The 23,681-nt window shown below is 49.3% G+C and carries 24 protein-coding genes and 1 riboswitch; of the genes, 17 read left to right on the top strand and 7 right to left on the bottom strand.

Features of this window, described 5'->3' with window-relative positions:
- Positions 1–79: 79 nt before the first annotated feature.
- From HP552_RS10335 to HP552_RS10320, 4 genes are all read left to right on the top strand, one after another.
- Complete coding sequence (locus HP552_RS10335; protein ID WP_076290490.1) at positions 80–343, top strand: YneF family protein; 264 nt, start codon at positions 80–82, stop codon at positions 341–343.
- 93 nt (positions 344–436) lie between these two features.
- Positions 437–1,030, top strand: a complete 594-nt coding sequence (gene folE, locus HP552_RS10330; RefSeq protein WP_095293209.1) for a GTP cyclohydrolase I FolE — start codon at positions 437–439, stop codon at positions 1,028–1,030.
- Positions 1,031–1,271: 241 nt separating this feature from the next.
- Positions 1,272–2,135, top strand: a complete 864-nt coding sequence (locus HP552_RS10325) for a lipoate--protein ligase family protein (RefSeq protein WP_217506376.1) — start codon at positions 1,272–1,274, stop codon at positions 2,133–2,135.
- A 70-nt stretch (positions 2,136–2,205) separates the two neighbouring features.
- Positions 2,206–2,430: a hypothetical protein gene (locus HP552_RS10320; RefSeq protein ID WP_095293207.1), complete on the top strand. Its 225-nt coding sequence runs from the start codon at positions 2,206–2,208 to the stop codon at positions 2,428–2,430.
- Positions 2,431–2,567: 137 nt separating this feature from the next.
- Here HP552_RS10320 and HP552_RS10315 read toward each other — a convergent pair whose 3' ends face one another.
- Together HP552_RS10315 and HP552_RS10310 are read right to left on the bottom strand one after the other, a co-directional pair.
- Positions 2,568–3,848 carry a Fe-Mn family superoxide dismutase gene (locus HP552_RS10315; RefSeq protein ID WP_175395434.1) on the bottom strand — a complete coding sequence of 427 codons (1,281 nt, stop codon included), beginning with the start codon at positions 3,846–3,848 and terminating at the stop codon, positions 2,568–2,570.
- A gap of 166 nt (positions 3,849–4,014) precedes the next feature.
- Positions 4,015–5,040, bottom strand: a complete 1,026-nt coding sequence (locus HP552_RS10310; RefSeq protein WP_095293205.1) for an alpha/beta hydrolase — start codon at positions 5,038–5,040, stop codon at positions 4,015–4,017.
- A gap of 363 nt (positions 5,041–5,403) precedes the next feature.
- Between HP552_RS10310 and HP552_RS10305 the strand changes: the two genes are divergently transcribed.
- On the top strand, positions 5,404–6,147 hold the full coding sequence (locus HP552_RS10305; protein ID WP_175395433.1) for an IclR family transcriptional regulator: 744 nt from the start codon (positions 5,404–5,406) through the stop codon (positions 6,145–6,147).
- A gap of 123 nt (positions 6,148–6,270) precedes the next feature.
- Positions 6,271–6,384: riboswitch (TPP riboswitch) on the top strand.
- 395 nt (positions 6,385–6,779) lie between these two features.
- Complete coding sequence (gene thiC / locus HP552_RS10300) at positions 6,780–8,540, top strand: phosphomethylpyrimidine synthase ThiC (RefSeq protein ID WP_175395478.1); 1,761 nt, start codon at positions 6,780–6,782, stop codon at positions 8,538–8,540.
- Between the two features lie 166 nt (positions 8,541–8,706).
- Here the strand turns inward: thiC and HP552_RS10295 are convergent, their stop codons facing one another.
- The 4 genes from HP552_RS10295 to HP552_RS10280 all read right to left on the bottom strand — a co-directional run bounded on the left by HP552_RS10295 (position 8,707) and on the right by HP552_RS10280 (position 12,032).
- On the bottom strand, positions 8,707–9,393 hold the full coding sequence (locus HP552_RS10295; RefSeq protein WP_175395432.1) for a hypothetical protein: 687 nt from the start codon (positions 9,391–9,393) through the stop codon (positions 8,707–8,709).
- 175 nt (positions 9,394–9,568) lie between these two features.
- Complete coding sequence (locus HP552_RS10290; protein ID WP_164764361.1) at positions 9,569–9,736, bottom strand: hypothetical protein; 168 nt, start codon at positions 9,734–9,736, stop codon at positions 9,569–9,571.
- Positions 9,737–10,232: 496 nt separating this feature from the next.
- Positions 10,233–11,009, bottom strand: a complete 777-nt coding sequence (locus HP552_RS10285; protein ID WP_175395431.1) for a zinc ribbon domain-containing protein — start codon at positions 11,007–11,009, stop codon at positions 10,233–10,235.
- Between the two features lie 72 nt (positions 11,010–11,081).
- Positions 11,082–12,032 (bottom strand): helix-turn-helix transcriptional regulator, encoded by a 951-nt coding sequence (locus HP552_RS10280; RefSeq protein ID WP_175395430.1) that lies wholly within the window; start codon positions 12,030–12,032, stop codon positions 11,082–11,084.
- An 83-nt stretch (positions 12,033–12,115) separates the two neighbouring features.
- On the opposite strand from HP552_RS10280, the gene HP552_RS10275 reads away from it, so the two are divergent.
- The 7 genes from HP552_RS10275 to HP552_RS10245 all read left to right on the top strand — a co-directional run bounded on the left by HP552_RS10275 (position 12,116) and on the right by HP552_RS10245 (position 16,611).
- Positions 12,116–12,811 (top strand): response regulator transcription factor, encoded by a 696-nt coding sequence (locus HP552_RS10275; RefSeq protein WP_175395429.1) that lies wholly within the window; start codon positions 12,116–12,118, stop codon positions 12,809–12,811.
- A complete protein-coding gene (locus HP552_RS10270) occupies positions 12,804–13,892 on the top strand; it encodes a HAMP domain-containing sensor histidine kinase (protein ID WP_175395428.1) in 1,089 nt (362 codons plus the stop codon). The genes HP552_RS10275 and HP552_RS10270 overlap by 8 nt, the downstream gene beginning before the upstream one ends.
- Before the next feature lie 99 nt (positions 13,893–13,991).
- The gene (locus tag HP552_RS10265) at positions 13,992–14,855 is read left to right on the top strand and encodes a M15 family metallopeptidase (protein ID WP_175395427.1); all 864 of its coding nucleotides are present in this window, start codon (positions 13,992–13,994) and stop codon (positions 14,853–14,855) included.
- A gap of 28 nt (positions 14,856–14,883) precedes the next feature.
- Complete coding sequence (locus HP552_RS10260) at positions 14,884–15,435, top strand: VanZ family protein (RefSeq protein ID WP_175395426.1); 552 nt, start codon at positions 14,884–14,886, stop codon at positions 15,433–15,435.
- A gap of 12 nt (positions 15,436–15,447) precedes the next feature.
- Positions 15,448–15,654, top strand: a complete 207-nt coding sequence (locus HP552_RS10255; protein ID WP_175395425.1) for a hypothetical protein — start codon at positions 15,448–15,450, stop codon at positions 15,652–15,654.
- A gap of 263 nt (positions 15,655–15,917) precedes the next feature.
- Entirely contained in the window at positions 15,918–16,268 is a 351-nt protein-coding gene (locus HP552_RS10250; RefSeq protein ID WP_175395424.1) for a hypothetical protein, read from the top strand.
- Positions 16,269–16,296: 28 nt separating this feature from the next.
- The gene (locus tag HP552_RS10245; protein ID WP_175395423.1) at positions 16,297–16,611 is read left to right on the top strand and encodes a hypothetical protein; all 315 of its coding nucleotides are present in this window, start codon (positions 16,297–16,299) and stop codon (positions 16,609–16,611) included.
- A gap of 153 nt (positions 16,612–16,764) precedes the next feature.
- Here the strand turns inward: HP552_RS10245 and acnA are convergent, their stop codons facing one another.
- Entirely contained in the window at positions 16,765–19,479 is a 2,715-nt protein-coding gene (gene acnA / locus HP552_RS10240; protein ID WP_175395422.1) for an aconitate hydratase AcnA, read from the bottom strand.
- A gap of 383 nt (positions 19,480–19,862) precedes the next feature.
- On the opposite strand from acnA, the gene HP552_RS10235 reads away from it, so the two are divergent.
- From HP552_RS10235 to uvsE, 4 genes are all read left to right on the top strand, one after another.
- Positions 19,863–20,861, top strand: a complete 999-nt coding sequence (locus HP552_RS10235; RefSeq protein WP_175395421.1) for an amidase domain-containing protein — start codon at positions 19,863–19,865, stop codon at positions 20,859–20,861.
- 131 nt (positions 20,862–20,992) lie between these two features.
- Positions 20,993–22,093, top strand: coding sequence for a D-alanine--D-alanine ligase (locus HP552_RS10230; protein ID WP_175395420.1), 1,101 nt, complete (start codon positions 20,993–20,995; stop codon positions 22,091–22,093).
- A 24-nt stretch (positions 22,094–22,117) separates the two neighbouring features.
- The gene (locus HP552_RS10225; RefSeq protein WP_175395419.1) at positions 22,118–22,441 is read left to right on the top strand and encodes a hypothetical protein; all 324 of its coding nucleotides are present in this window, start codon (positions 22,118–22,120) and stop codon (positions 22,439–22,441) included.
- A gap of 156 nt (positions 22,442–22,597) precedes the next feature.
- Entirely contained in the window at positions 22,598–23,599 is a 1,002-nt protein-coding gene (gene uvsE, locus HP552_RS10220) for a UV DNA damage repair endonuclease UvsE (protein ID WP_175395418.1), read from the top strand.
- Positions 23,600–23,681 lie beyond the last annotated feature (82 nt).

The raw sequence follows: 23,681 nt of genomic DNA, 5'->3' as shown, positions 1-23,681 counted from the left end.
TGTACAACCAGGCAAGTGAACATCAGGGGCTGACACGGATTATTAGGCTTTTTAGATTGCATACAGAGGTGTCTAAGAGATGGAAATAGCAATACCGATTATTACATTGATTGTAGGTCTGGTCGGGGGATTTTTCATCGGGGTGTACTACTTGCGTAAACAACTCGAGAAAATGCAAAGTGATCCCGATATGCTTCAGAAAATGGCGAAGCAAATGGGTTATAACCTGAATGGCAAGCAAATGCAGCGCGCCCAGCAGATGATGAAGAACCAGCAGCCTGGCGCGAAGATGCCTCAGCCGCAGCAGCATCCTGCGCGTAAAAACTCGGGCCGCCGAAAATAATAGTTGTAAGCAAGCAATTTGCATAATCGAATTATGCATAATGCTGTGGTGTAGAATGCTTACACCAAGGGGTTCGAAAGGAGGCGTTCGGCAGTGGCTGGCGTTAAAGATTATTTGAATTCAAAAGTATCCGACAATCGGGAGAAGATCGAGTACCATGTGGAACAGATCCTCAAGCTGATCGGAGAAGATAGCACGCGGGAAGGGCTGCTTGAGACGCCTGCACGCGTAACCCGGATGTATGAAGAGATTTTTGGCGGGTATGAAGTGGACCCGCGCGATGTACTCGGTGTGACGTTTGACGAGAATCATGAAGAGCTAGTCATTGTGAAGGACATTGTCTACTACAGCCAGTGTGAACATCACATGGCACCCTTCTTCGGCAAAGTACACATTGGTTATGTACCCAGCGGCAAGATTGTCGGTTTGAGCAAGATGGCCCGTTTGGTGGAGGCAGTTACCCGTCGTCTGCAGGTTCAGGAGCGTATTACTTCACAGATTGCCGACATTTTGAATGAGGCCGTTGAACCGCATGGTGTCATGGTTGTCGTGGAAGGTGAGCATTTGTGCATGTGTTCCCGCGGCGTGAAGAAGCCTGGCAGCAAAACGGTAACCTCCGCGGTCCGCGGCTCTTTCCGGGACAATACGGCACAGCGTGCCGAGTTTCTGTCACTGGTTAAGGACTAAGATTCAAACTGGACAAGCGATGTCCAATCATTGAAAATGGTTACCAATAAGCCGTGTTCCCTGGGAACCGGCTTATTTATATGAGCATGTTAAATAGATTCAATGAGTTGAAACGAATCATGCAGCATGCTGATATAATAATTGTAAGTAAAGATGTATGGCAGAAGAGACGTACATACAAATGACAACGATAGTTTGAACTCATCCTGTTTCAGATTCGGTTAGTCGGAGGCTATCTTATATGAGTGTACCGTTCAATTCAGAACAACCTGGGCAGTCGGGAGCAGTGCAACCGATTCATTCCGATCCGTCATCTGGGCTGCATCGTTTACAGATTTGGGAAACGCCATTATTGCGGCACGGAAGCAGTGTGCTAGAAGCATTTGCATGGGAAGAGGTGATGTGCCGCCGAGTGGGCGAAGGCCATTTGCCGGTAGCTCATATTTGGCGCCATCCAGATGCCTTTGTAGCGGGTCTGCGGGATCGACGGCTGCCAGAGGCCGTGGAGGCGATGGAACGCATGAGAGGACGGGGAACAGCTGTCTGTGTTCGTCCCTCGGGTGGTGCTGCTGTTCCTCTTCATCCGGGCGTGGTTAACGTTTCTTTGATTTTGCCTAATCCGGGTCGGGCTATCAATATTCACGATGATTTTCGCGAGATGGCCTCGCTTATTGCCGAGTCGTTAACGCCGTGGTCGACTAAAGCACAGACTGGAGAGATCGAAGGAGCATTTTGTCCGGGGGATTATGATGTCAGTGTCGGCGGACTGAAATTTTGCGGAATTGCCCAGCGCAGACAGGCGAAGGCTTACATCATTACAGCTTTTATCATTGTGGAAGGGAACGGGGATAAACTGGCAGCGGATGTACGCAAGTTTTATCAGGATGCAGCAGGCGATTTGAAGGAAGGTTATCCCGATGTCCGGCCAGGCACGATGGCTAGTCTGCAGGAGCTGGCAGGCGTTCCTTCTGCCGCGGCTTATACCGCTTCCCTGGTTCGTACACTTCGTAATCGGTATCCCCTGGCGGAAACTGGACGGGTGTTGTCCCTGGACCGTGAGACAGTAAGGCAGACGGCAGAACAGATGAAGCTCCGCTACGATTAGTATCGTGCGAGGACACTTGGAATTGGTTAATAGAGATGATATGATGTGATTTCGGAAGGAGAGTGCCAAGATGGAAACATTAAGATATACATTCGAATATGAGGTTGTATCTTCAGGCGAAAAGTCTGAATTCAGCCAAATGGCAACAAGCAAGGAAGAGGCTGCAGCGCTGATCGTTGCGCGGATTGCCGACCTGGAGTTCACAGGCGAAGAAGATATCAAACTGGGCGATCTGATCGCTATCAGCAAACAGGTTGGGGACAACTATGTTGCATGCGAGGGCTGTGCTTCCTAGTAGAGCGCGTCGGTAACCGTTCCAAATACAAGCAAGTCTTCTTGAGTAGAGGGGCTTGCTTTTTTTGTGCAGATCAAAGAGATATCTGGCCATCTTTCGGCTGGAGATATCTCTTTTTTTATCTTTCCAAGCTCGATTTAGTAAGGCGGCCATAACAGCTTGCGCGCCGTTTCGTAACGCTCGGCTACAGCAGGCCAGTAGACCACATTCCACCAGTCCTCAATATATTTCTTGCGCTCATTCTGATGTTTCAGATAGTAGGCATGCTCCCATACATCCAGCGGCAGGAGCGGCACGATGTCGGACTGGGACAGGTTCTGGTGCTTCTCTGCCTGTAAGATCTCCAAACGATGTGCCCGCGGGCTCCAGACAAGTAAGGCCCAGCCACCGCCCTCCACTTTGTTGGCGGCTTCGGTGAACTGATTTTTGAACGCCTCGTAACTGCCGAAATCCCGTTTGATCTGTTCCGCAAGCATGCCTGAAGGTTTGCCGCCGCCCCTAGGATTCATGATCGTCCAAAAGATGGTATGCAGGTAATGACCTGCACCGTTGAAGGCCAGTTCGCGTTCCCAATGTTTGACGAGTTCAAAGTTATTCTTTTTCCGCGATTCAGCCAGTTTCTTCTCGGCCACATTAAGTCCGTCTACATAGGATTGATGGTGCTTGTCATGATGAATGCGCATCGTCATTTCGTCAATATGCGGCTCGAGTGCATTGTATGCATAGGGAAGAGGCGGCAGGGTGTGTCCTCCAATGGGGACGGGCTTCTCTTTCACAGGAGGCGCAGACGGTAAAGTCATGCTCTCTGTGGCGCCGGAAGAAGGCGATTGAACAGGGACGGCTGAAGACTGTGCCTGTGATGGAGGCGATGAAGGATTGGCTTTACCGGCTACGGAAGCCGGCTCTTCCGCTGTTTCTTCCTCGGACCGTCCTGTCCATTGAAGATGCTGTTCCAGCGAGAAGGTCTCTTCATTTGCCGCATCCCGAATGACACCTGGCTGATTCAACGTATCCAGCACGCCGAGGAAATACTCCGATTCGCGGATAAAGTGCAGAATGACCGCCTTGGCAAGCGGTACAGCCTGCACAGCAGCACTTTGCTCGAGCAGCACATACAACTGTCTGATGAACTCCCGCGATTGGGAACGTGCAGAGGCCACAAGCTGTTCCACACAGCGGATCATATAAGGGGCAGGTGGGTGGGTTCCGGGCAAAAGCTGTTTCAACAGCTGATTGGCCACTTTCTCACTATTTTCAAAAGTCGCCGCCCATTCCTCAAGCAGCTTTACATAAGAGGGCTCAAGTTCGGGAACCAGTGCCCGAATGACGAGCGTATGCTCTTTCTCCTGCTCTTTCCAGAATCGAATCTCCTCCAGAATACGCAGAGGCAGCAAGGGTCCATATTTTGACCAATTCATATACGGTGGACCTCCTTCAACTACAATTTTAGAAATTAGCCCATCAAGGGAATGTCAGGCTCAAACCATTTATAATCGTCCCAAAAGTATATTCTTCAGCCATGTTGTCCTATGTGTATACAAAAAAAAGAGCCCCGCTGGGGGCTCTTGAATCACCGGAAGGTAACTATTCTCCGGTATTGGTATTCTCCACATCATCGCTGCTTGTCTTCGTCACATGACTCAGGAACGTAGAGACACGGCGAAGGTATTCCTTCGGATGTTCCCGGAAGATCAACTCATGATGCGCATCCTGCACAATCCATTCTTCCGAGTAGGTGTTGGTTTGGTTGGCGGCGAGCAGCTCCGCGATTGGATAGGGAGCCTTCTCATCTTCCGTACCATGAATGAAGAAGATCGGGAACGGATAGTCTTTCTTTTTGACTTCCTGATACGGGATTTGCTGCAATCCGGTGCCGTTCAGAACCGGGAATAACAGATTCATGATCTGCAGGGTCGGTTGACGCGGCAGATCGATCTGGTTATGGATGTTGTGATACAGCGTATCCGGCTCCAGCAGGAAGGTGCTGTCGAGAATCATGGCATCCACGTTCTCCGTCAACAGACCAGTCTGTAATGCGGTACCTGCGCCCATGGAGAAGCCCCAGACGACAAGTTCCTGAGCACCGCGCTGCTTGGCAAACTGAATCGCACCAAGCAATTGCTGGGACTCGGCTTTGCCGCCCGTGGCGACCGCCTTGTTCACCTGTGAGGCGAATCCGTAATCAAACATCACTACATTGAAACCGAGCTGGTGGGCGTAATGAGCCAGGTCATACATCGGTACCCAGGTTTCCTCCCGGTTGGCACCATATCCGTGACTGAAGATGATGGTTTTGTTGACTTCGGTGTCTGCGGGAATGTACCAGCCCTGCATCGTCCGGCTGCCGTCTGCTGCCGGGAACGTGATGTCTTCGTACTTCATATTCTTGGCCTGCATCGGGTTGGAGAATACAGGGGCTACGGTTGGATTGGATAAGACCCAGGCGATATAGCCGTGTAGTGCAATAAAACAAAAGAGCAGAAAAAATACAACGGAGAGCAGCAACGCTACGATAATATGTTTGAACCGGATCAGCCTCGGTGATAACGAAGAAGGCAGATCGGACACTTTCGTTTGCAGCGGGGCTTCGCTCTGGGATGTCGGAAACATGATTGCCCCTCCTTATTAAGATCAATTGAAGATAACAACGAGTTCAGATCGGGTAAAATGACTTTTTATCCTTGCTAGCATGTGCAGCAAAATCTTGTCTTTATATATCTTTATCGTATGTTTCCCTATAGTTAAAGTCAATTGATTGGAGGCATTTGTTACGCAATTGTTATATAGTTCGAAAGATATATGGGTAACATTTCCTGATGGTGCAGATTGCAGGGGATTTAGGCTTATAAAAAGAAAATATTTACACCTTATCCGGTAGTGATTTGGCGCTTTTTGGTTTACAGATGAGATTGTTTCTCATATAATTTATGTAACCAAGTTTCATGTGATGAAACATGAGGAGGGCATTATGCCATGGAAGACCGCAAATTAACCGTCCGTGCTGTGGAACGGGCGCTGGATATATTATTGTGTTTTACCACCCGCAGTGATCTGGGACTCACGGAAATTGCCAGCCAGATTGGTTTGCACAAAAGTACAGTTCACCGTCTGATGGCTACACTGGAGGAGCGGGGATTCGTTATTCGTGATGCTGCCACAGAGAAATACCGACTCGGTATTCGAATCTGGGAGCTGTCTGCCCATATGTCCCGCAGTGATGATCCGGCCATATTGCTGCTTCCTGCGATGGAGCGGCTCAGAGATCGTCTGGGAGAGACCGTCAGTCTGTATCTTCGGGATGGCAGTGAACGGATCCGAATTCAGGCCGTCCAGAGTGATCAGGCAATCCGCCGTGTGGCTCCGGTCGGCGTGCGGCTTCCCTTATCTGTAGGAGCATCCAGCAAGGTGCTGATGGCATTCGCGACGGAGGAGGACCGGGAGGAATTGATGAATGGGCCGGAATGGCCGGTATTTATCGATCCTGAGGTTTATCTGGCCCAGATGGGGGATATTCGGGAGAATGGATATGCAACCAGCTACGAGGAACGGGAGCCTGGAGCGGCTGCAGTATCCGTACCGATTATGGACCGTAAGGGAAATATCGCTGCTGCACTTTCGGTATCCGGACCCGTTAGCCGTCTGTCCCAGGAAACTTTGCATGAATATGCACCTGTGCTGAAGGAAGCGGCTGCGCAGATGGGCCTCATGTTGTCCTGATTTTGAATACAGTGGAAGATAAAGGGTTGTTTTTCTGATGGACTTGCGCTAGTCTGTAAAGGACGGCCCGGCGGGGCTGGAATGAATTGAATATGGAACTGCGGTACGTGTACCGCAACTTGTTAACGTTACTGGGGGAGTCCGAATTGTCCGGACTGAGACGGAATCGCATGAGATTCCGGACCCTTTGCACCTGATCTGGATCATACCAGCGTAGGGAAGTAATCGGCGATATAACCACGAACACCTGCATAATACTGCCTTTGGCATGTCTCCACTTGGGGGAGCATGGCATCAGGCTTGTTATGGGTGATGGACATGAGCCGGTTCCCTCGGGAACCGGCTTTTTTATCTGAACAGGCGAACGTCCGCTGCAGAGGAGGAGTACATCTCCTGATGTGCGGGCCTGCGAGAATGGGGTTTAGCCCAATCATTCTGTAACCTGTCAGCTTAATCTGCTGTAATGTCCTCTTTTCCGAAGTGTGGTCGCTCTTTCTTACCTATGCGTGGATGATTGGGCTGGGTGCGCAAGCCAACAAACGGACTAATCAATCCATGGGACCACCAACGAGGAGGAAGAGGTAGCGATGAGTACGGACAACAGAACAACGGGACAGAACCATTCAGAGCATATGTTGGAAAAGGAAAAAGGGGCGGCCGGGCGGGTTCAGCCATTTCCCGGCAGCCGCAAAGTGTATATTCAGGGCTCACGTCCGGACATTGCTGTACCGGAGCGTGAAATTGCCCTTCATGACACGAATACTCCCCAAGGGGTGGAGCATAACGAGCCGCTGCGTGTCTATGATACGAGCGGCCCGATGACCGATCCCGGATTCCATGCGGATATCCGGGCAGGTCTGCCAGCTCTGCGTACACGCTGGATTACAGAGCGGAATGACGTTGAGGCATACCAGGGACGCACCGTCAAACCGGAGGATAACGGTTTGAAGCCTGGAGGGAAGAGAGCCGGAGCTGAAGAGTACCCGGGCTTGCACGGCAAACCGCTGCGCGCACAATCCGGACGATGTGTCACCCAGATGCACTATGCGAGAAAGGGCATCATTACACCGGAGATGGAATTTGCAGCCATTCGTGAGGGTGTCGAACCGGAATTTGTGCGGCAGGAGCTGGCGAGCGGCAGAGCCATTTTGCCGTCAAATATTAATCATCCCGAGAGTGAGCCGATGCTGATCGGGCGCCATTTTCACGTAAAGATCAACGCGAATATCGGCAATTCGGCCGTTTCCTCTTCGATCGAAGAAGAGGTGGAGAAGATGACCTGGGCGGTTCGCTGGGGATCGGACACGGTGATGGATCTCTCTACGGGCAAGGACATTCATACCACCCGGGAATGGATCATCCGGAATTCGCCTGTACCGATTGGAACAGTGCCGCTCTATCAGGCGCTGGAGAAGGTGAATGGCGAAGCCGAGGCCCTGACCTGGGAACTTTATCGTGACACGCTTATTGAGCAGGCAGAGCAGGGTGTGGATTACTTTACGATCCATGCAGGCGTGCTGCTGCGTTATATCCCGATGACGGCCAAACGGATGACAGGGATTGTTTCCAGAGGCGGCTCCATTATGGCGGCATGGTGCCTTGCACATCATCAGGAGAATTTTTTGTACACCCATTTTGAAGAAATCTGTGAAATCATGAAAAGGTATGATGTGGCCTTCTCTCTCGGAGATGGACTCCGCCCAGGCAGCATTTATGATGCCAATGATGAAGCGCAGATGGCTGAACTTGCTACGCTCGGTGAACTGACGCAGATCGCGTGGAAGCATGATGTGCAGGTGATGATTGAAGGGCCGGGACATGTGCCGATGCACAAGATTAAGGAGAATGTCGACCTCCAGATGGAGATCTGCAAGGAGGCGCCGTTCTATACACTCGGACCGCTGACGACAGATATCGCACCTGGCTATGACCATATTACCTCAGCCATTGGGGCGGCGATGATCGGCTGGTTCGGAACGTCCATGCTCTGCTATGTGACGCCCAAGGAACATCTGGGTTTGCCGAACAAGGATGATGTGCGGGAGGGCGTTATTGCCTATAAGATCGCAGCCCATGCAGCCGATCTGGCAAAAGGCCATCCCCGTGCCCAGCGCCGAGATGACGCGCTGTCGAAGGCACGCTTTGAGTTCCGCTGGCGGGACCAGTTCAACCTGTCACTGGACCCGGAGCGTGCGCTGTCCTACCATGATGAGACGCTGCCGGCTGAAGGGGCCAAGGAAGCCCATTTCTGTTCCATGTGTGGACCTAAGTTTTGCAGCATGCGCATCACCCAGGATATTCGTGCCTTTGCCGCAGACAAAGGGCTGTCCGAAAATGAGGCTGTAGCGGCCGGAATGCAGGAGAAGGCCGAGGAATACCGAACCCGATCCTAGGCGACGTTACAGCTTAATCTGAGCGGTCTGAAATGTTATAAAAGCCGTTCTCTCCGCATTGGGAGAAGAACGGCTTTTAGTTATGGAACCAGTTTGCCTCGCTGAAGATGTAAATAGAGTGTTAGATTCCTGGAAAGCTTCACAGCTGAAGCTCTACATGTCAAAACTAACGATGAACGATGTTCAGGTGCTGCTCCAAATAGGTTGCAAGCGATGCCAGGGGACTGTAAATCTCCGTACCTGCATTTGCTGTTGCGCGAGCTGCTGCGGGAGCCATGGACAACTGAGCGGCAACCACCATTTTGTCTGGCGACTGAGCAGCCAATTGCTGCAAGCCCGTACTGACTGCCTCAAGATAGCCGTCCTTATCGCCCCGCATAATCAACTCAAATGTACCGGGAATTAATACGGCCTCTATTCTTGATGTATCCGCAACCTGCTGCCCGCTTGTTTCACCTTGCTGCAATGCTTTATTCACCCGCGTCATCGTTCCTTCAACGGTTGCCGGGTTGGTAAAAGCAAGGATGTATTCTTGGGAAGTCTGCTGCAGCTTCTGCAACAGTGGATCATCGATGCCGATGACGGGTATGGAAACATGCTGTGCTGCCTGCGCCAGTTCCGCAGCAAATAGGGTACAAGTGACCAGGATGGCATCTGCATGGCATTGGGCAATCCATTGTAACGTCTGGGATACCTTCTCTTGCGTGACAGCTTCAGAGAAGTTGGCATCATGTTTGCGGCGATCCAGACCCGGATCGACATAATGCACAAGTTCTACTTCATAGGAGGCGAGCGTCTCTTCAATCAGTGCGATGTTGGAATAGTGAGCGTGAAAACAGCCGATCGTGATCATGGTGACATCCCCTTTACCAATGCTTTTAACCTGTGAGTACTACAGATATTTAACCCATTATAGGAATGCAACTGGAAACTGTACAGAAGTTTATACCAAACGCCAATAACCGTCTCCCCGCCAAACGGCGAAGGACGGTTCTATAATCAGGTTCGAATATGATCAGATGTACATTTTAGCGCATGGAAGGCGATGCATTCTTTTGTGCCATTTTTTGCTGCAAAATCTCATGAAAGGATAGACCTTGAGTGTTCTCATTCTCCTTTTTGGGAGCAGTGGTCGCCGTGTTGCGCGGATATTGGTGGTGGTACGGGATCATTTGCTGAATAGGCATGCGGATCATCTTGGTTCCTCCTTTGGTGCATGTTCGAATATGCACTCGTTATTGTTTTCTTATTTAAGGTTATGTATTTCCGATAGGCCCAGTTCCTCGTGCACAAATAGGTATATGTGACTTGTTAGACGAAACCGGGAAGTTATGACGTAATTCCAATTGGATTGTAGTGATTTTACCCCGTATTGAGAAGATGTAAACGGTTTGAGGGAAATTCAGGAATAAAGGACCTGATATAAATGGTTTGATATGGGAGGATGGAATCGGTTGTTAAGTGAATAGTCCCAGTTTCTCGAATGTCAATTGGGCTCTCAAATAAGACAAATTGTCCGGGAGAGTAGGTATCATTGAAGCTAACTAACTTGGTACCATAGTCGGTTGTCTTGGGTGTAAAGGGGAATGTTTTAAACGTTTTCACACGTGAGACAAGGGAGATATACCGAACAAGCCGTCCGGAGAACCGGACGGCTTGTTGTTCATCAAACAGGAAGAGAAATAATGTTCATTACTGATCTGCACTTGGTTTAGCTTGTTTTACTGCAATATAGAGATCTACTTGGACATTGGCAGGGTCCATACTCCGCTCATCGTATAACTCGAAATCACCGGTAAACGTTCGCTCGTGCTGATGGTTCCAGGCCCATACGGCGCCCCATGCTTCACCTACAACTTCTGCCATTGGACCCTTTCTGGAGGTGAACACGGCGTATGTCGCAGGAGGCAATTCGACCGAGTTCATACCATCAGGCAGCGTTTCATCTGCAGCCACCTCATGACCTACGAGTATGGTGTATTCCCCGTGTATACCATCGGTATAATCCGCATAACAGCCATATCGGGCTGCCTCCGGAGCGGGGAGCTGCCCTGACGTGAAGTAACGGTCCCACAATCCCTGAATGCAGCCTTTACCGCTCATCTCATTGGCATTTGTCGTTCTGGCCGAAACACCAGCCAGGCGTTTCCCAGGAAGCGTAACATATCGAACAGGTTGAACGGAGTTCGTTTTTTCGTTCCTTTCAGAAGTGGATCTATTCCATCGTTTCAAAAAAGGAAGCTGATTGCGCAGCATCGAGCGGGCCGATTCCTCGTCCGTACCTTCTTCCTTGAGGATTGCGGTGCACATCTCAATCATGCCTTCCAGCGTAATGTTGGGCTGTTGGAACACGCCTTCTTTATAACAATAGATGCAGTATTCACGGGTTGCATTTCCATCTGCTTCCGTTCCGAATTGGGCAGGGGTGGTTAGCGGCATTCCGCAGCTCTGGCATACAGTGACGTTCATTAACAATTCCTCCTCGTTATGTACAGCTTGAATATAAATGAAGTATAACGGGAGGAACTGGACAGCTGTCTGTCAGGTTTGCGAAGGGGCTGTATAATTTTGCACGATTTGTTCTGCGATTTGGCGGATCTCGTCACGAATATGAAGAGGCTCCAATACTTCGGCATCTGCACCAAAGCCAAGAATGAATCCGTACAGCCAGCTATCCTCCGGAAATGCCACCTGGCTAATGTAATATCCCTGGCCATCGGGGATCACATTCTCTATGCCAAACCACTCCTCGGCAATATGACGGACACGGGCGTGGAATCTCATCGTCATGGCAACCGTGTTCCCGGGAGTTGCCCATTCCTGCTGCCAGGGCTTGTCCTGCGGATTGACCGGTTTGCGTTCGAAGTGACCTTCGGCAAGCGTAACGTCCTGCATCCGGACCAGCTTGAACATCCGAAATTCATTGCGCGCATGACAGAACGCATAGAGGTACCAGGAGTGCTTTTTAAGAACAAGGGTATGAGGATCGACAGTTCTGTGAGTGTGGGCTCCTTCGGCACTGCAATAGGTAAAGGTGACAGGGCGCAGCTGATCCAGTCCCTGTTCGATGATTTGCAGTTTGTTCTGCAGCGCTTCAGGATGGGTCCACAACGAGTAATCAACAATAAAGCGGTTTGTGTCAGCCTGAAAGTCCTCGTTTTTCGCTTCCGGCACGATGCTGCTAAGTTTCTCCATCAGCAGCTCCCGTGCTACATTGGTATGAGAAGTGGAGACGCTGCGCAGTGCGGTGACGATGGAGGCCAAATCCCGGTCAGTCAGCACATTTCGGTCCAGACGATAACCCTCTGCAAGGCCAATGCCGCCGCTCATGCCCTGGTATGTCACCACAGGAATGCCTGCCTGGCCCAGGGTGTCAATGTCACGGTAGATTGTACGAATGGAAACTTCAAACGTATCTGCCAGATCCTTGGCCTGCACACGGCCGCGATTGATCAGCAGCACAACGATGGCTAATAAACGGTCCAGTTTCATATATTGGATTCCTTTCAATCATTTATAAGTTGGATTCAGATATGTTATATTGTTGAGCATCACATATAGGAGTGGAATAAGCAATGAAGCGAATTACCATTTTGATCGCGGACGATGAAGTTGAGATCGCTGATCTGGTTGCATTGCATTTACAAAAGGAAGGGTATCACACCGTTAAGGCATTCGATGGAAAATCGGCGCTGCAAGCTGTTCAGACGCAAGCCATAGACTTGGCGATCCTGGACATTATGATGCCTGGGATGGATGGGTACGAGGTGACTCGCAAAATTCGGGAGCAGCATCATTTGCCGATTATTTTTCTTAGTGCCAAAACGTCGGACATGGATAAAATTACGGGCCTTGTGATGGGAGCGGACGATTATATGACCAAGCCGTTCAATCCGATGGAGCTTGTTGCCCGGGTGAACTCCCAGCTGCGCCGTTCATTGCAATTCAGCCAGTCTGCGCCAGTCCAGCGCTCCATTCTGGAGAAGGGCGGACTTATCATCTCGCCAGACCAACATAGCGTTACACTCTACGGCAAACCAGTGGAACTAACACCGAAGGAGTTCGATATTCTGTATCTGCTCGCCAGCCACCCCAAGCAGGTGTTCAGTGCGGAAAGCATTTTTGAACAGGTTTGGGGAGAGGCCTATTATGAGAGCGGCAATACAGTCATGGTCCATATTCGCACCCTGCGCAAAAAGCTCGGTGAAGATGTGGACAAGAACAAGTTTATCAAAACGATCTGGGGTGTGGGGTACACGTTTAATGACTAAACGAAGAAGTTTTCGGACGACCATGATTATGCTGCTGGGATTAAGCATGCTTGCCTCTGGTGCGATCACCTATGGGGTTTACAAACTTTTGCAATATTACTATTCGGGTGTCCGTGCAGAAGATCAGCTCGCTGAATATCGTCATTTTATGAAAAGCATTGGAGATATCTATTTCTTCCTGCTCCTGTTCATCCCGCTCGCCATTTTATTCTTCTTTTGGTTTACCAAGCCCTACGTGACCTATTTCAAAGACATTTCTACAGGAATCAGTCATTTGGCCAATGGCGACTTTCAGCATCGTGTGCAGATTTCCTCGAAGGATGAATTAGGTACGATCGCGGAGGATGTGAATCTGGCGAGTGAGAAGCTGAGGGAGGCGGTGAAACGGGGGGACTTTGCCGAAAATAGCAAGGACCAGCTTGTCGTGAATCTGGCGCATGACCTGCGGACGCCGCTCACCTCTGTACTTGGGTATTTGGATCTGCTCATGAAGGATGATCAGCTGACGGAGGAGCAGGTACGACACTTTACGTCGATTGCATTCACCAAATCGCAGCGTTTGGAGAAGCTGGTTGATGATTTGTTTGAAATTACCCGGATGAACTATGGCATGCTGCCCTTACAGAAAGCACGGCTCGATCTTAGCGAGCTGCTGAAGCAGATGAATGAAGAGCTCTATCCTGTGTTTGAGAAAAATCGTCTGGTCACCCGATTAAATATTGACCCTGAGCTCACCATCTCTGGAGATGGCGAGCTGCTGGCCCGTGTGTTTGAGAACCTGCTGATTAACGCTGCACGTCATGGCAAGGATGGCATCTACGTGGATATTAACGGCTATTGCGAAGCGGAGCAGGTCATCATTCAGGTGACCAACTATGGGGGACATATTCATCCAGAGGATTTGCCGCATATCTTCGATATGTATTACACCGGAGATCGTGCCCGGACCCAACAGGAGGGTGGGACAGGCCTTGGCCTGTTTATTGCCCGGAATATTGTGGAGCAGCATGAAGGCACCATCTCTGCCCAGAGTGATGTGGTACGGACCATATTTGAGGTTCGCCTGCCGGTTCTCCAATGAGGTTTGTATTTAAATTTAAGAAAAACTTTAATTTTGCCCTGCTTTTTCTTTAACTAGTTTTCTCTATCCTTGATGTTAAGAGGTAAAGGAGGAACAAGGATGAAGAAGTGGGGCTTTTTGATTTGCATCATCTTGCTTGGATATGTGGTTACGAGATCGCCGGGATCTTTTCAGCAAAAGGATGAGATGATTATCGAAATTCAGGATACGCGTGAAAACCGTGCAGCAAATACCGTATCCATTACCGGAAATATCCGGGATCAGGTACATAAGGGCAACTTGCTGCTTGTTAATTCAACATATCCAATTCATCCGGAAGGCGTTCAAACCGATATTGTAAATGTGGCCGAGCAGGACGATTTGGTTCGTGGATACGGTTTGCTGGATCAGAATATCATGCTGTCACGGCAGGTAGCGCAAGCGTTTCAGAAGATGGTCGAAGCAGCGGGGGAAGAGGGAGTACGATATTTTCTCATTAGCAGCGGATACCGGGACTTGGCGAAACAGGAGGAACTTTATCAGGAAAAAGGGTCAGACTACGCACTTCCTGCGGGTCACAGTGAGCATAATCTAGGATTATCCATGGATATCGGTTCCTCGCTGACCACCATGAATGAAGCGCCAGAGGGTGCCTGGCTGGAGAAAAATGCATGGAAATACGGATTCATTCTACGTTACCCGAAGGACAAGGTGAGCATCACGGGTATTCAATATGAACCATGGCATTTTCGATATGTGGGCCTGCCGCATAGTGCTGTCATGTATAAGAACAATCTGGTGCTGGAGCAGTATCTGGATTTGCTAAAAGAGAAGGAGAACATTACTGTTGAGGTGGAGGGTGAGAAATATCATATTCGCTATTATCAGGCCACCCGAGATACGACCGTTTACATACCTGAGCATGGCCAATATGAAATATCAGGAGATAATATGGATGGAGTCATTGTCACAGTAAAGGAATAACAGGGCTGCACAAAGGAGGTTCATCAACATGAGGCAGAGAAAGTTCACGCATAAAATCCTTTGGATTGCCACGTTAATGATTTATCTGTATCTACTAACCAAGCTGATTCTGTTTAAAGGAGGTTCAGTCGACTTCGAAATCGTGAGGGTCCAGTTCATGGCTTTTCTTCACCAACCGGATCTGATTCATACGCGGACTGTCAATCTGACGCCATTTCAGGAAATTTCAAGAGATTGGAACAGCCTATCTTTACATCGTCCGGGGACTGCAATTCATCTGGTGGGCAACGTATTGGCCTTTATCCCAATGGGTGTGTTCATTCCCGTGCTTATGGGCTACAAATGGTTGTCAGGGGCAAACGTATTCCTGCTGTCTCTGCTTTTAAGCCTTGGCTATGAAGTGACACAGCTGTTAACTGGCATGGGCATATTCGATGTGGACGATCTGATGTTGAATACCTTAGGTGGGTTGATTGGATATATTATGTTCACCATGGTTATCGGCATGAAACAGTTGTTGGTGGGAGGAGAATCCCGCGTGGCGAAGAAAAATTATAATGCTAAGGAGAGTCACGTTTAAGGGGGAGATTGCATGATTTTCGTGACAGCTGTAATGATAGGTACAGGCATCATGTTTTTGGTTGGTCCACGGTATGTAACACATTCTTCGCATAGACAGATTACCAATCGAGAAACCTCAAGGTGGATTGGGTACTCGCTGCTCACGATGTCAGCCCTCTTTCTTTTTATGGGTGCATTGCAGCTGCTGGATGAAGCTTCACATCATATTGGACATTAGAGAAAGGTATCACTATCAAGTGAAACACATTCTTCACAAACCATCAAAAAAAGCTCCCCATCACGTGTTGAGTACACATGGCGGGGATTTTTATCTTTTTCACGGGGTAACTCATATAGGGGGAAAGTTATGAGCAGATTGCGAGTTGAATCACTATTGAGGTACAGTAGAGATTAAATCCTATTAACCTACATATTAACAAAGGAGGATATTTATTGTTGTACCCATTGGCTATAAACTTGGCAGGTAGAATGAGATCGATCATGGAAATCGAGAATGAAATTGCTGAAGCTGAGAGTGCTCACCGCCTTGAAGAAGTACGTGTTTTAGAACAAAAAAGATCAGATTTGATAAACACCTTTACACGTGATGAGTTAATGGTCATAGAAACTGTGATGAAAGTTGGACAATCAGAGAGAGGCTATCGTTACCATTTTAACTCGGATGAAATTGAATTAATTCATTTACCCATTGAGTTAACCGGGCCTGAACTGATGCAAAAATACTCTTACTATCTGGTACATAAAACAAAACAGGAACTTGCGAAGGGGATTGAGGATAACACGATTGTATCGCGGCTCCTTAAAGAAGGCATGGAGATATTAAAATTATAAACAAAGTTATACTACAGGAGGTCTGCAAATGATAATGAAAATTTCATACTTTAGTCCGGATGGATTCTATTATTATGTCCCCGATCAATATGCAGAGCAAATGGATGAGTGGAGAATTGAATTTTCTGATTTTCTGCAGAGTTTAGAGTGTAAGCATCCATTCACCCAGTACACAGAGTCCATCAATTATGAGGGTGAATTGGAATACGCTGTTTTTGTACGTTGTTTCGGAGGGGATGACTTTATGGACTGGATCAACGTGGAGAAATTAAACAGCAGAGGTGTATATCGCATTCCTTCTCCACCTGATGATTCAGAAGTTGGGTTGAAGATTAATTTTTAATAGCGTGCGGTATCTGAATCTTAATCAATCTAATTGCAGAGATGTAGTATGTCGATCCTTCAAAGAAAATCATAAAAAAGCTCCCCATCACGTGCCAAACGGCACGTGATGGGGAGCTTTCGTATTGAACAATCGCATTAAAGGTTAATGCAATTAAGCTTTTTTCATCATTTGACGCAGTACAGTTTGCAGGATACCACCGTTATGGTAGTAGTCCACGTCCACCATACTGTCCAGACGAGCGATAACAGGGAAGTCGAACTTGGTGCCGTCCTCACGAGTTACGGTAACCGTCAGTTCTTGACCCGGTTTCACATCATTGCTCAGACCTGTGATGTCGTACGTTTCACGACCATTCAGACCGAGGCTGGACCAGCCATGACCTTCCTGGAATTGCAATGGCATTACGCCCATGCCTACCAGGTTACTGCGGTGAATACGCTCAAAGCTTTCTGCGATAACGGCTTTGACGCCGAGCAGGAATGTACCTTTTGCCGCCCAGTCACGGGAGCTTCCTGTACCATACTCTTTACCTGCAATAACGATCAGGTTCTGTCCTTCGTCCTGATACTTCATGGAAGCATCGTAGATGGACATTTCTTCGTCCGTTGGCAGGTATTTCGTGATACCACCCTCCGTACCTGGAGCCACTTGGTTACGGATACGAATGTTGGCAAACGTACCGCGCATCATGACCTCATGGTTACCACGGCGTGATCCGTAGGAGTTGAAGTCTTTGCGCTCAACGCCATGCTCTTTCAGGTATAATCCGGCTGGACTGGTTGTAGCAATGTTACCGGCTGGCGAGATGTGATCCGTTGTTACGGAGTCAGCAAGCAGCGCCATGACACGTGCAGAGCGAATATCTGCGATATCAGTCAGTTTGTCGCCAAGGTTTTGGAAGAATGGCGGGTTCTGAATGTAGGTGGAGTTTGGATCCCACTCATACAGTTCGCCTTCCGGTACAGGAATGTTATTCCAACGCTCATTGGCTGTAAATACATTTTCGTATTTGTTGCGGAACATCTGAGCATTCAGTGAGCTTGCAATGGCATCCTTGATTTCCTCGGAGCTCGGCCAGAGGTCTTTCAGGAAGACTGGCTCGTTATTCGTATCATAACCGATTGGATCGGTAGCAAAATCAATATTGACCGTACCCGCGAGAGCGTAAGCTACCACGAGTGGTGGAGAAGCCAGATAGTTGGCTTTGACCTGAGCATGCACACGACCTTCGAAGTTACGGTTACCGGACAATACAGCCGCTACAGTCATATCGTTCTCGGCAATCGCTTCGCTTACTTCGTCTGGCAGTGGGCCGGAGTTACCGATACAAGTTGCACAGCCGTAACCGGCAACGTTAAATCCGAGCTGGTCAAGGTATACGTTCAGGCCTGATTTTTCGAGATACTCGGTAACAACGAGGGAACCTGGAGTCAAGCTGCTTTTCACGTAGCCTGGTTTGGTCAGACCGCGCTCAACCGCTTTTTTCGCAAGTAGACCTGCTCCGAGCATAACGCTTGGGTTGGATGTGTTGGTGCAGCTTGTGATGGCCGCAATGACAACCGCACCTGCTTTTAGTTCACTAGTGGAACCGTCAGGGTGCTTCACAGGCACTGTTTCTTCAATCTTCTCATCGCTCAGTCCGTATCCGCCTTTATCGACCGGAGTACGAATGATGCTGTTGAAGCTTTCTTTCATTTGCGTCAGTTCGATGCGATCCTGTGGACGCTTAGGACCTGCGAGACTTGGTACCACGGAAGCGAGATCCAGCTCAATTACATCTGTGAATTCTGGATCAACCGTGCTGGAAGTCCGGAACATGCCTTGTGCTTTGTAATAAGCTTCAACCAGATCCACTTGCTCGTCAGTACGTCCCGTACTGCGCATGTAGTTCAACGTCTCACTATCGACAGGGAAGAAACCAATCGTAGCGCCATATTCCGGTGCCATGTTGGCAACTGTTGCACGGTCGGCAAGACTGATGTTGGCAAGCCCTGGGCCGTAGAACTCGACAAATTTGCCGACTACGCCTTTTTTACGAAGCATTTGAGTGACAGTGAGTGCCAGATCCGTTGCTGTTGCGCCTTCGCTCAGGCTGCCTGTCAATTTGAAACCGATAACGTCCGGTGTCACAAAATAGAGCGGTTGGCCCAGCATGCCTGCTTCGGCCTCGATTCCGCCAACACCCCAGCCAACAACGCCGAGTCCGTTGATCATGGTGGTGTGGGAGTCCGTACCTACGAGGGAATCCGGGAACACAACCGTTTCGCCGTCAATCGTTTTGGTTGCAGCCACGGAAGCCAGATACTCCAGGTTGACCTGGTGAACGATCCCTGTGGATGGCGGAACAGCACGGAAGTTGTTGAATGCCGTTTGTGCCCAGCGCAGGAAGCGGTAACGCTCTTCGTTACGCTCGAATTCAACCTTGATATTGTAGTCGAGTGCATCGTTGGTTCCGAATGCATCAACCATAACGGAGTGGTCGATAACGAGATCGACCGGCACGAGCGGGTTGATCTGTTTTGGATCACCGCCAGCTTTTTTCACGGTATCACGCATCGCGGCAAGATCCACGACAACCGGTACGCCGGTGAAATCCTGCAGGACGATACGTGCAGGGATAAATGGAATTTCCTTGTTATTGTCACGGCCTTCTGCCCAGCCGGTAAGTTGTTTCACGTGTTCTTCGGTAATCGCGCGTCCGTCGAACTGACGAACTGCTGCTTCGAGCAGCACTTTAATGGAGAAGGGAAGCTTGGAAAGGTCGCCGTAGCCGCCTTCCTGAAGAGCATCGAGACTGTAGTAGCGGTAAGACTTGCCTCCGACCTCAAGACTGCGGGCTGCGGAGAAATGGTTCTTGGCTGACATACATGTACCTCCTTAAAATGTGTCGGTGAGATGAAGATAAAGTTCATTTAGGTAAAAGAACAGGCCTTCATCGTTCCGTGTCCTTGTTCACTAGTTTCATCAGATGAAACGTAATTTCATAATTGCAACTTTAGTTATAAGTATACCGTTTTCACCTCCGTACGTAAAGGGCTTTTTGCCTGTCCAAACAAGCTTTGAGAACAATGAAGGCGTTTTCGTGAATACTTGTTGAACATGGCACTTTCTGTCCCCCGAGTCTCCGAATTTCGACCTGTGATCCCTGACCGGAACACATACAACCGATAAACTCCTCATATGAATAGAAGTAGTTTGCATGCACTGATTTTTCCAGACAGAATTTAAAGCCAAAGGGGGACACAGGCTTGGAACGGGAATGGAAGAGTGCCTTATACACCTATGTGAACCAGTACAATCGCTGTGAGATCGACTATCGTCCACAAACGACCGAGCGGATTGTCACAGATCCGGAATTTGTGCTGGAGCGGGGAGAACGTATGGCCAGATTGGACGAATGGTATCGTAAACGGCGTGCAGTGCCTCTTCGCAGCGAGACCAGTGCCAAGCTTGTGCGTACGGTAACGGAAGGTCCTGAAGAATCGGTGGTGGATGTTCAACTGTACAGCAGGCTTTTCTATGAGAAAAGCGGGATTACCCACCGGGAAGACCGGATTGAACGGGAGCGGCTTACCTTTTTGCGGCAGAACGGGTCATGGATCATTGGACGGGTGGAAAGGGAAGTTCCGGAGCGTCGTCCCGCAGGGGAAGGGAGACCTTTTCAGCAAGCGGATTTTGTACAGGCGATCAATCGGCCGCTGCTAAACAGGGAAGTACTTGGTCAAGGAAGAAGTTCAAGACAGCAGCTATATCGGCGAGACCTGGCGGTCGCTTATGCGGATCGTTGGTGGAATGCGGGCAACCCGGCATTTGAAGAATTCGAGGTAGACTGCACCAATTACATCTCTCAATGTCTCTTTGCAGGGGGAGCACCCATCCACTATACTGGTAAAAGAGAAGCGGGCTGGTGGTACAAGGGCTACGTGAATGGCGCCGAAATGTGGAGTTATAGCTGGGCCGTTTCCAATAGTCTGGAGCGGTATCTGGCGAGCAGCAGCTGGGGCTTAACGGCAACCGAAGTGGATCGCCCGGAGCAGCTGATGCTCGGAGATGTCATTTTCTATGATTGGGACGGTGACGGCAGGTTCCAGCATAGTACGGTTGTGACAGCCTTTGACGCAGGAGGCATGCCGCTTGTAAATGCGCACACGGTGAGCAGCCGCCACCGCTATTGGGATTACCGGGATTCTTACGCTTGGACGGAGCGGACGGTGTACCGGCTTTTTCATATTGCAGATGAGTTCTAATGAAGTTGATATTAAGGGATTTGGTGACGGGGATATTCAGTTCCGTGTAAAATGAGTCCTAAGACAAGAATAAAATTGATGCTGAACATGCAGTTATGAAGGCATCATGCACAGATAATCGGAGGTTACACATGAGTATGGATAAATTGACAGTTGGCGTCGTTTACGGCGGGAAGTCAGGTGAACATGAAGTATCGCTGCAAACGGCGTTTGCTGTAACGAACGCTTTTGATTATGAGAAATATGAGCTGGTTCCTTTTTATATCTCCAAGCAGGGGACGTGGAAAAAGGGTTCAGTAATGCACGCGCCATTTGCGCAGATCGATGATTTGAAACTGGAACAGGCAGCAGGTGGAACCCAGGAAGCGCTGAACACCCTGTTTGCACGTTTATATGGCGGAGAAGAGGCGCTGGACGTTATGTTCCCGTTGCTGCACGGTACGTTCGGTGAGGATGGCACGATCCAGGGTATGTTTGAGATGGCGGATATGCCTTATGTGGGAGCAGGTGTACTCGCTTCGGCAGGCGGCATGGACAAAGTGGTCATGAAGAAGCTGTTTGCACAAGCCGGAATCGACCAATGTGCCTTTACGTATTTTAATGCTACCCAGTGGAAGCAGACTGAACACGAGATGATTCTGCAAGTGGAGGAACAGCTGGGTTATCCGTGTTTTATTAAACCCGCCAATCTTGGTTCCAGTGTTGGAATCTCAAAAGCACGCAACCGTGATGAACTGAAGACAGCTGTTGAATTTGCGCTGCGGTATGATACGAAGGTTGTCATCGAGGAATTCGTTGAAGCACGCGAAGTGGAAGTCAGTGTGCTTGGTAATGACGAGCCCATGGCATCGGTGCCAGGAGAAATCGTATCCTCTGGTGAATATTATGACTATGCAGCCAAGTACATTGATGGTCAATCACAGATGCTGATCCCCGCTCCGCTGGATCCTGAAGCCGCTGATCGCATCCGCGAGGCAGCTTTGCAGGCGTTCCGTGCGATTGAAGGCAACGGTATTTCCCGGGCTGACTTTTTCATTCGCAAATCGGATGGGGCATTACTTATTAATGAAGTAAACACAATGCCTGGCTTCACTCCGTACAGCATGTACCCATTGCTGTGGCGCGAGACAGGTGTATCGTATGCCGAGCTGCTGGATCGCATGATTGAGCTGGCCTTGGAGCGTTACAGCCGCAAACAGGCACTGAATTACGAGAACGGCGTACAGGCGTAGGAGACAGTATAAGGAGGGGTATGAATGGGATTTCAGACTGAATTCAATTCCGTGTGCAAATTCAAGAGCGAGCAGGAGCTGTTCGAGCTGCTGGAATACGGCCGCGGCAAAATGGTGAAACAAGGCTTCCGGGTATTTCCAACCGGGCAGAAGGTTATTGCTTATACACCTGACAACGTGGCTGTAGCCATCGTGAAGATCGTTGCCTCCATTGCAGAGATTAATTTTCAGGGTCAGGAAGTGACTGAAGTGGAGATGCTGCTCATCCGCAAGCTGAATGAAGAAGAATCTCGTGTTCAGACCGCTCTGGCGGACGAAATGTTTTTTGGTGAACAGGCGCAAGGCTAAACTGCGATTTCGGATGTGGGACCAATGAACGGAATTGTCCGGCAAGCGATTATGGTCGTTCTTTTAGGGTAAAACTTGGTTATATACCGTGACGGGAAAACTTGACTGTGCTCATGTTCAGACAGGAATTCCACCCTAACAGAGAGGAAGAACATCATGCTTGTACGTTTTGGTTATGTGGCGATGTCTGTGCTGGTAGAGAATGCTTCACCTTCCCGCACGATGACCATGGCCAGCTTCAAGAAAATTGATGACAGGGATGCAGCCATCCGCAAGCTGGAACGGATTGCAGCCGAGAATTTGCATAATACGTTACGTTTGCTGAGGCACAACAAAGGCAGCCACATTCATGTATATCGTTTCTCCTCCAAATTGATTCCACTGGCAACACATGAAGATCTGAGTGATTGGGATCCGTTCCCGGCACTTCAGTCGGATTTTGAAGCCATTGGTGATTTTGTGAAGGAGAACGGGATGCGTGTATCCTTTCACCCGGATCATTTTACCGTTCTTAGCACGCCGCGGGAAGAAGTGCTCCGGAACTCCATGCGTGACCTTCGTCATCATGTTCGGATGCTGGATGCCATGGGTCTGAATGCCACTGCCAAGAACAATATACATATTGGTGGTGCATACGGGGACAAGCCTAGTGCTGCACTCCGCTTTGAAGAAAACTTTCTGAAACTTGATCGGGATATTCAGGAACGACTGACCCTTGAAAATGACGACAAAACATTCAATGTACCCGAGACATTGGCTGTATGTCAGCATTTGGGACTGCCAATGGTGCTGGATATTCACCATCAGTGGGTTAATAATGAAGGTGAACAGCCATGGGACTTGTGGCCTGACATATGGAAGACTTGGCAGTCCCCGCTGGCTCAGGCGGATTCCCCGGCAGATCGGCCGCTGCCGCCGAAAATTCACGTGTCCAGCCCGAAGAGCGAAAAGGATATCCGAGGGCATGCGGATGGCGTTGAAGTGGAGCCGCTGCTTTCCTTTTTGCGTCATATCGCTGCAGATACGCCCGAACTGGATGTCATGATTGAGGCCAAGCGCAAGGATGAAGCACTGGTGCAGCTCATGCAGAAACTGGCATTCTATCACGAGGAAGGCGTGGAATGGGTGGACGAGTCTACTGTAATCATTCATCCATAGAGCCAAAAGGGGCCTGGGCAGCAAGAAACTTTACAACATGTGAGGCGTATACTTTTAACAAGTATTTTATATTTTCGTAGAT

The sequence above is a fragment of the Paenibacillus xylanilyticus genome (assembly GCF_013359935.1).
In the GTDB taxonomy this organism is placed as follows: domain Bacteria; phylum Bacillota; class Bacilli; order Paenibacillales; family Paenibacillaceae; genus Paenibacillus; species Paenibacillus xylanilyticus.
This window is presented reverse-complemented; position numbering and strand designations above follow the sequence as displayed.

Coding starts and splice junctions, on each gene's coding strand:
- HP552_RS10335 (WP_076290490.1), top strand. CDS start 80: ATGGAAATAGCAATACCGATTATTACATTGATTGTAGGTCTGGTCGGG.
- HP552_RS10325 (WP_217506376.1), top strand. CDS start 1,272: ATGAGTGTACCGTTCAATTCAGAACAACCTGGGCAGTCGGGAGCAGTG.
- HP552_RS10320 (WP_095293207.1), top strand. CDS start 2,206: ATGGAAACATTAAGATATACATTCGAATATGAGGTTGTATCTTCAGGC.
- HP552_RS10315 (WP_175395434.1), bottom strand. CDS start 3,848: ATGAATTGGTCAAAATATGGACCCTTGCTGCCTCTGCGTATTCTGGAG.
- HP552_RS10310 (WP_095293205.1), bottom strand. CDS start 5,040: ATGTTTCCGACATCCCAGAGCGAAGCCCCGCTGCAAACGAAAGTGTCC.
- HP552_RS10305 (WP_175395433.1), top strand. CDS start 5,404: ATGGAAGACCGCAAATTAACCGTCCGTGCTGTGGAACGGGCGCTGGAT.
- thiC (WP_175395478.1), top strand. CDS start 6,780: ATGTTGGAAAAGGAAAAAGGGGCGGCCGGGCGGGTTCAGCCATTTCCC.
- HP552_RS10295 (WP_175395432.1), bottom strand. CDS start 9,393: ATGATCACGATCGGCTGTTTTCACGCTCACTATTCCAACATCGCACTG.
- HP552_RS10290 (WP_164764361.1), bottom strand. CDS start 9,736: ATGATCCGCATGCCTATTCAGCAAATGATCCCGTACCACCACCAATAT.
- HP552_RS10285 (WP_175395431.1), bottom strand. CDS start 11,009: ATGAACGTCACTGTATGCCAGAGCTGCGGAATGCCGCTAACCACCCCT.
- HP552_RS10280 (WP_175395430.1), bottom strand. CDS start 12,032: ATGAAACTGGACCGTTTATTAGCCATCGTTGTGCTGCTGATCAATCGC.
- HP552_RS10275 (WP_175395429.1), top strand. CDS start 12,116: ATGAAGCGAATTACCATTTTGATCGCGGACGATGAAGTTGAGATCGCT.
- HP552_RS10270 (WP_175395428.1), top strand. CDS start 12,804: ATGACTAAACGAAGAAGTTTTCGGACGACCATGATTATGCTGCTGGGA.
- HP552_RS10265 (WP_175395427.1), top strand. CDS start 13,992: ATGAAGAAGTGGGGCTTTTTGATTTGCATCATCTTGCTTGGATATGTG.
- HP552_RS10260 (WP_175395426.1), top strand. CDS start 14,884: ATGAGGCAGAGAAAGTTCACGCATAAAATCCTTTGGATTGCCACGTTA.
- HP552_RS10255 (WP_175395425.1), top strand. CDS start 15,448: ATGATTTTCGTGACAGCTGTAATGATAGGTACAGGCATCATGTTTTTG.
- HP552_RS10250 (WP_175395424.1), top strand. CDS start 15,918: ATGGAAATCGAGAATGAAATTGCTGAAGCTGAGAGTGCTCACCGCCTT.
- HP552_RS10245 (WP_175395423.1), top strand. CDS start 16,297: ATGATAATGAAAATTTCATACTTTAGTCCGGATGGATTCTATTATTAT.
- acnA (WP_175395422.1), bottom strand. CDS start 19,479: ATGTCAGCCAAGAACCATTTCTCCGCAGCCCGCAGTCTTGAGGTCGGA.
- HP552_RS10230 (WP_175395420.1), top strand. CDS start 20,993: ATGAGTATGGATAAATTGACAGTTGGCGTCGTTTACGGCGGGAAGTCA.
- HP552_RS10225 (WP_175395419.1), top strand. CDS start 22,118: ATGGGATTTCAGACTGAATTCAATTCCGTGTGCAAATTCAAGAGCGAG.
- uvsE (WP_175395418.1), top strand. CDS start 22,598: ATGCTTGTACGTTTTGGTTATGTGGCGATGTCTGTGCTGGTAGAGAAT.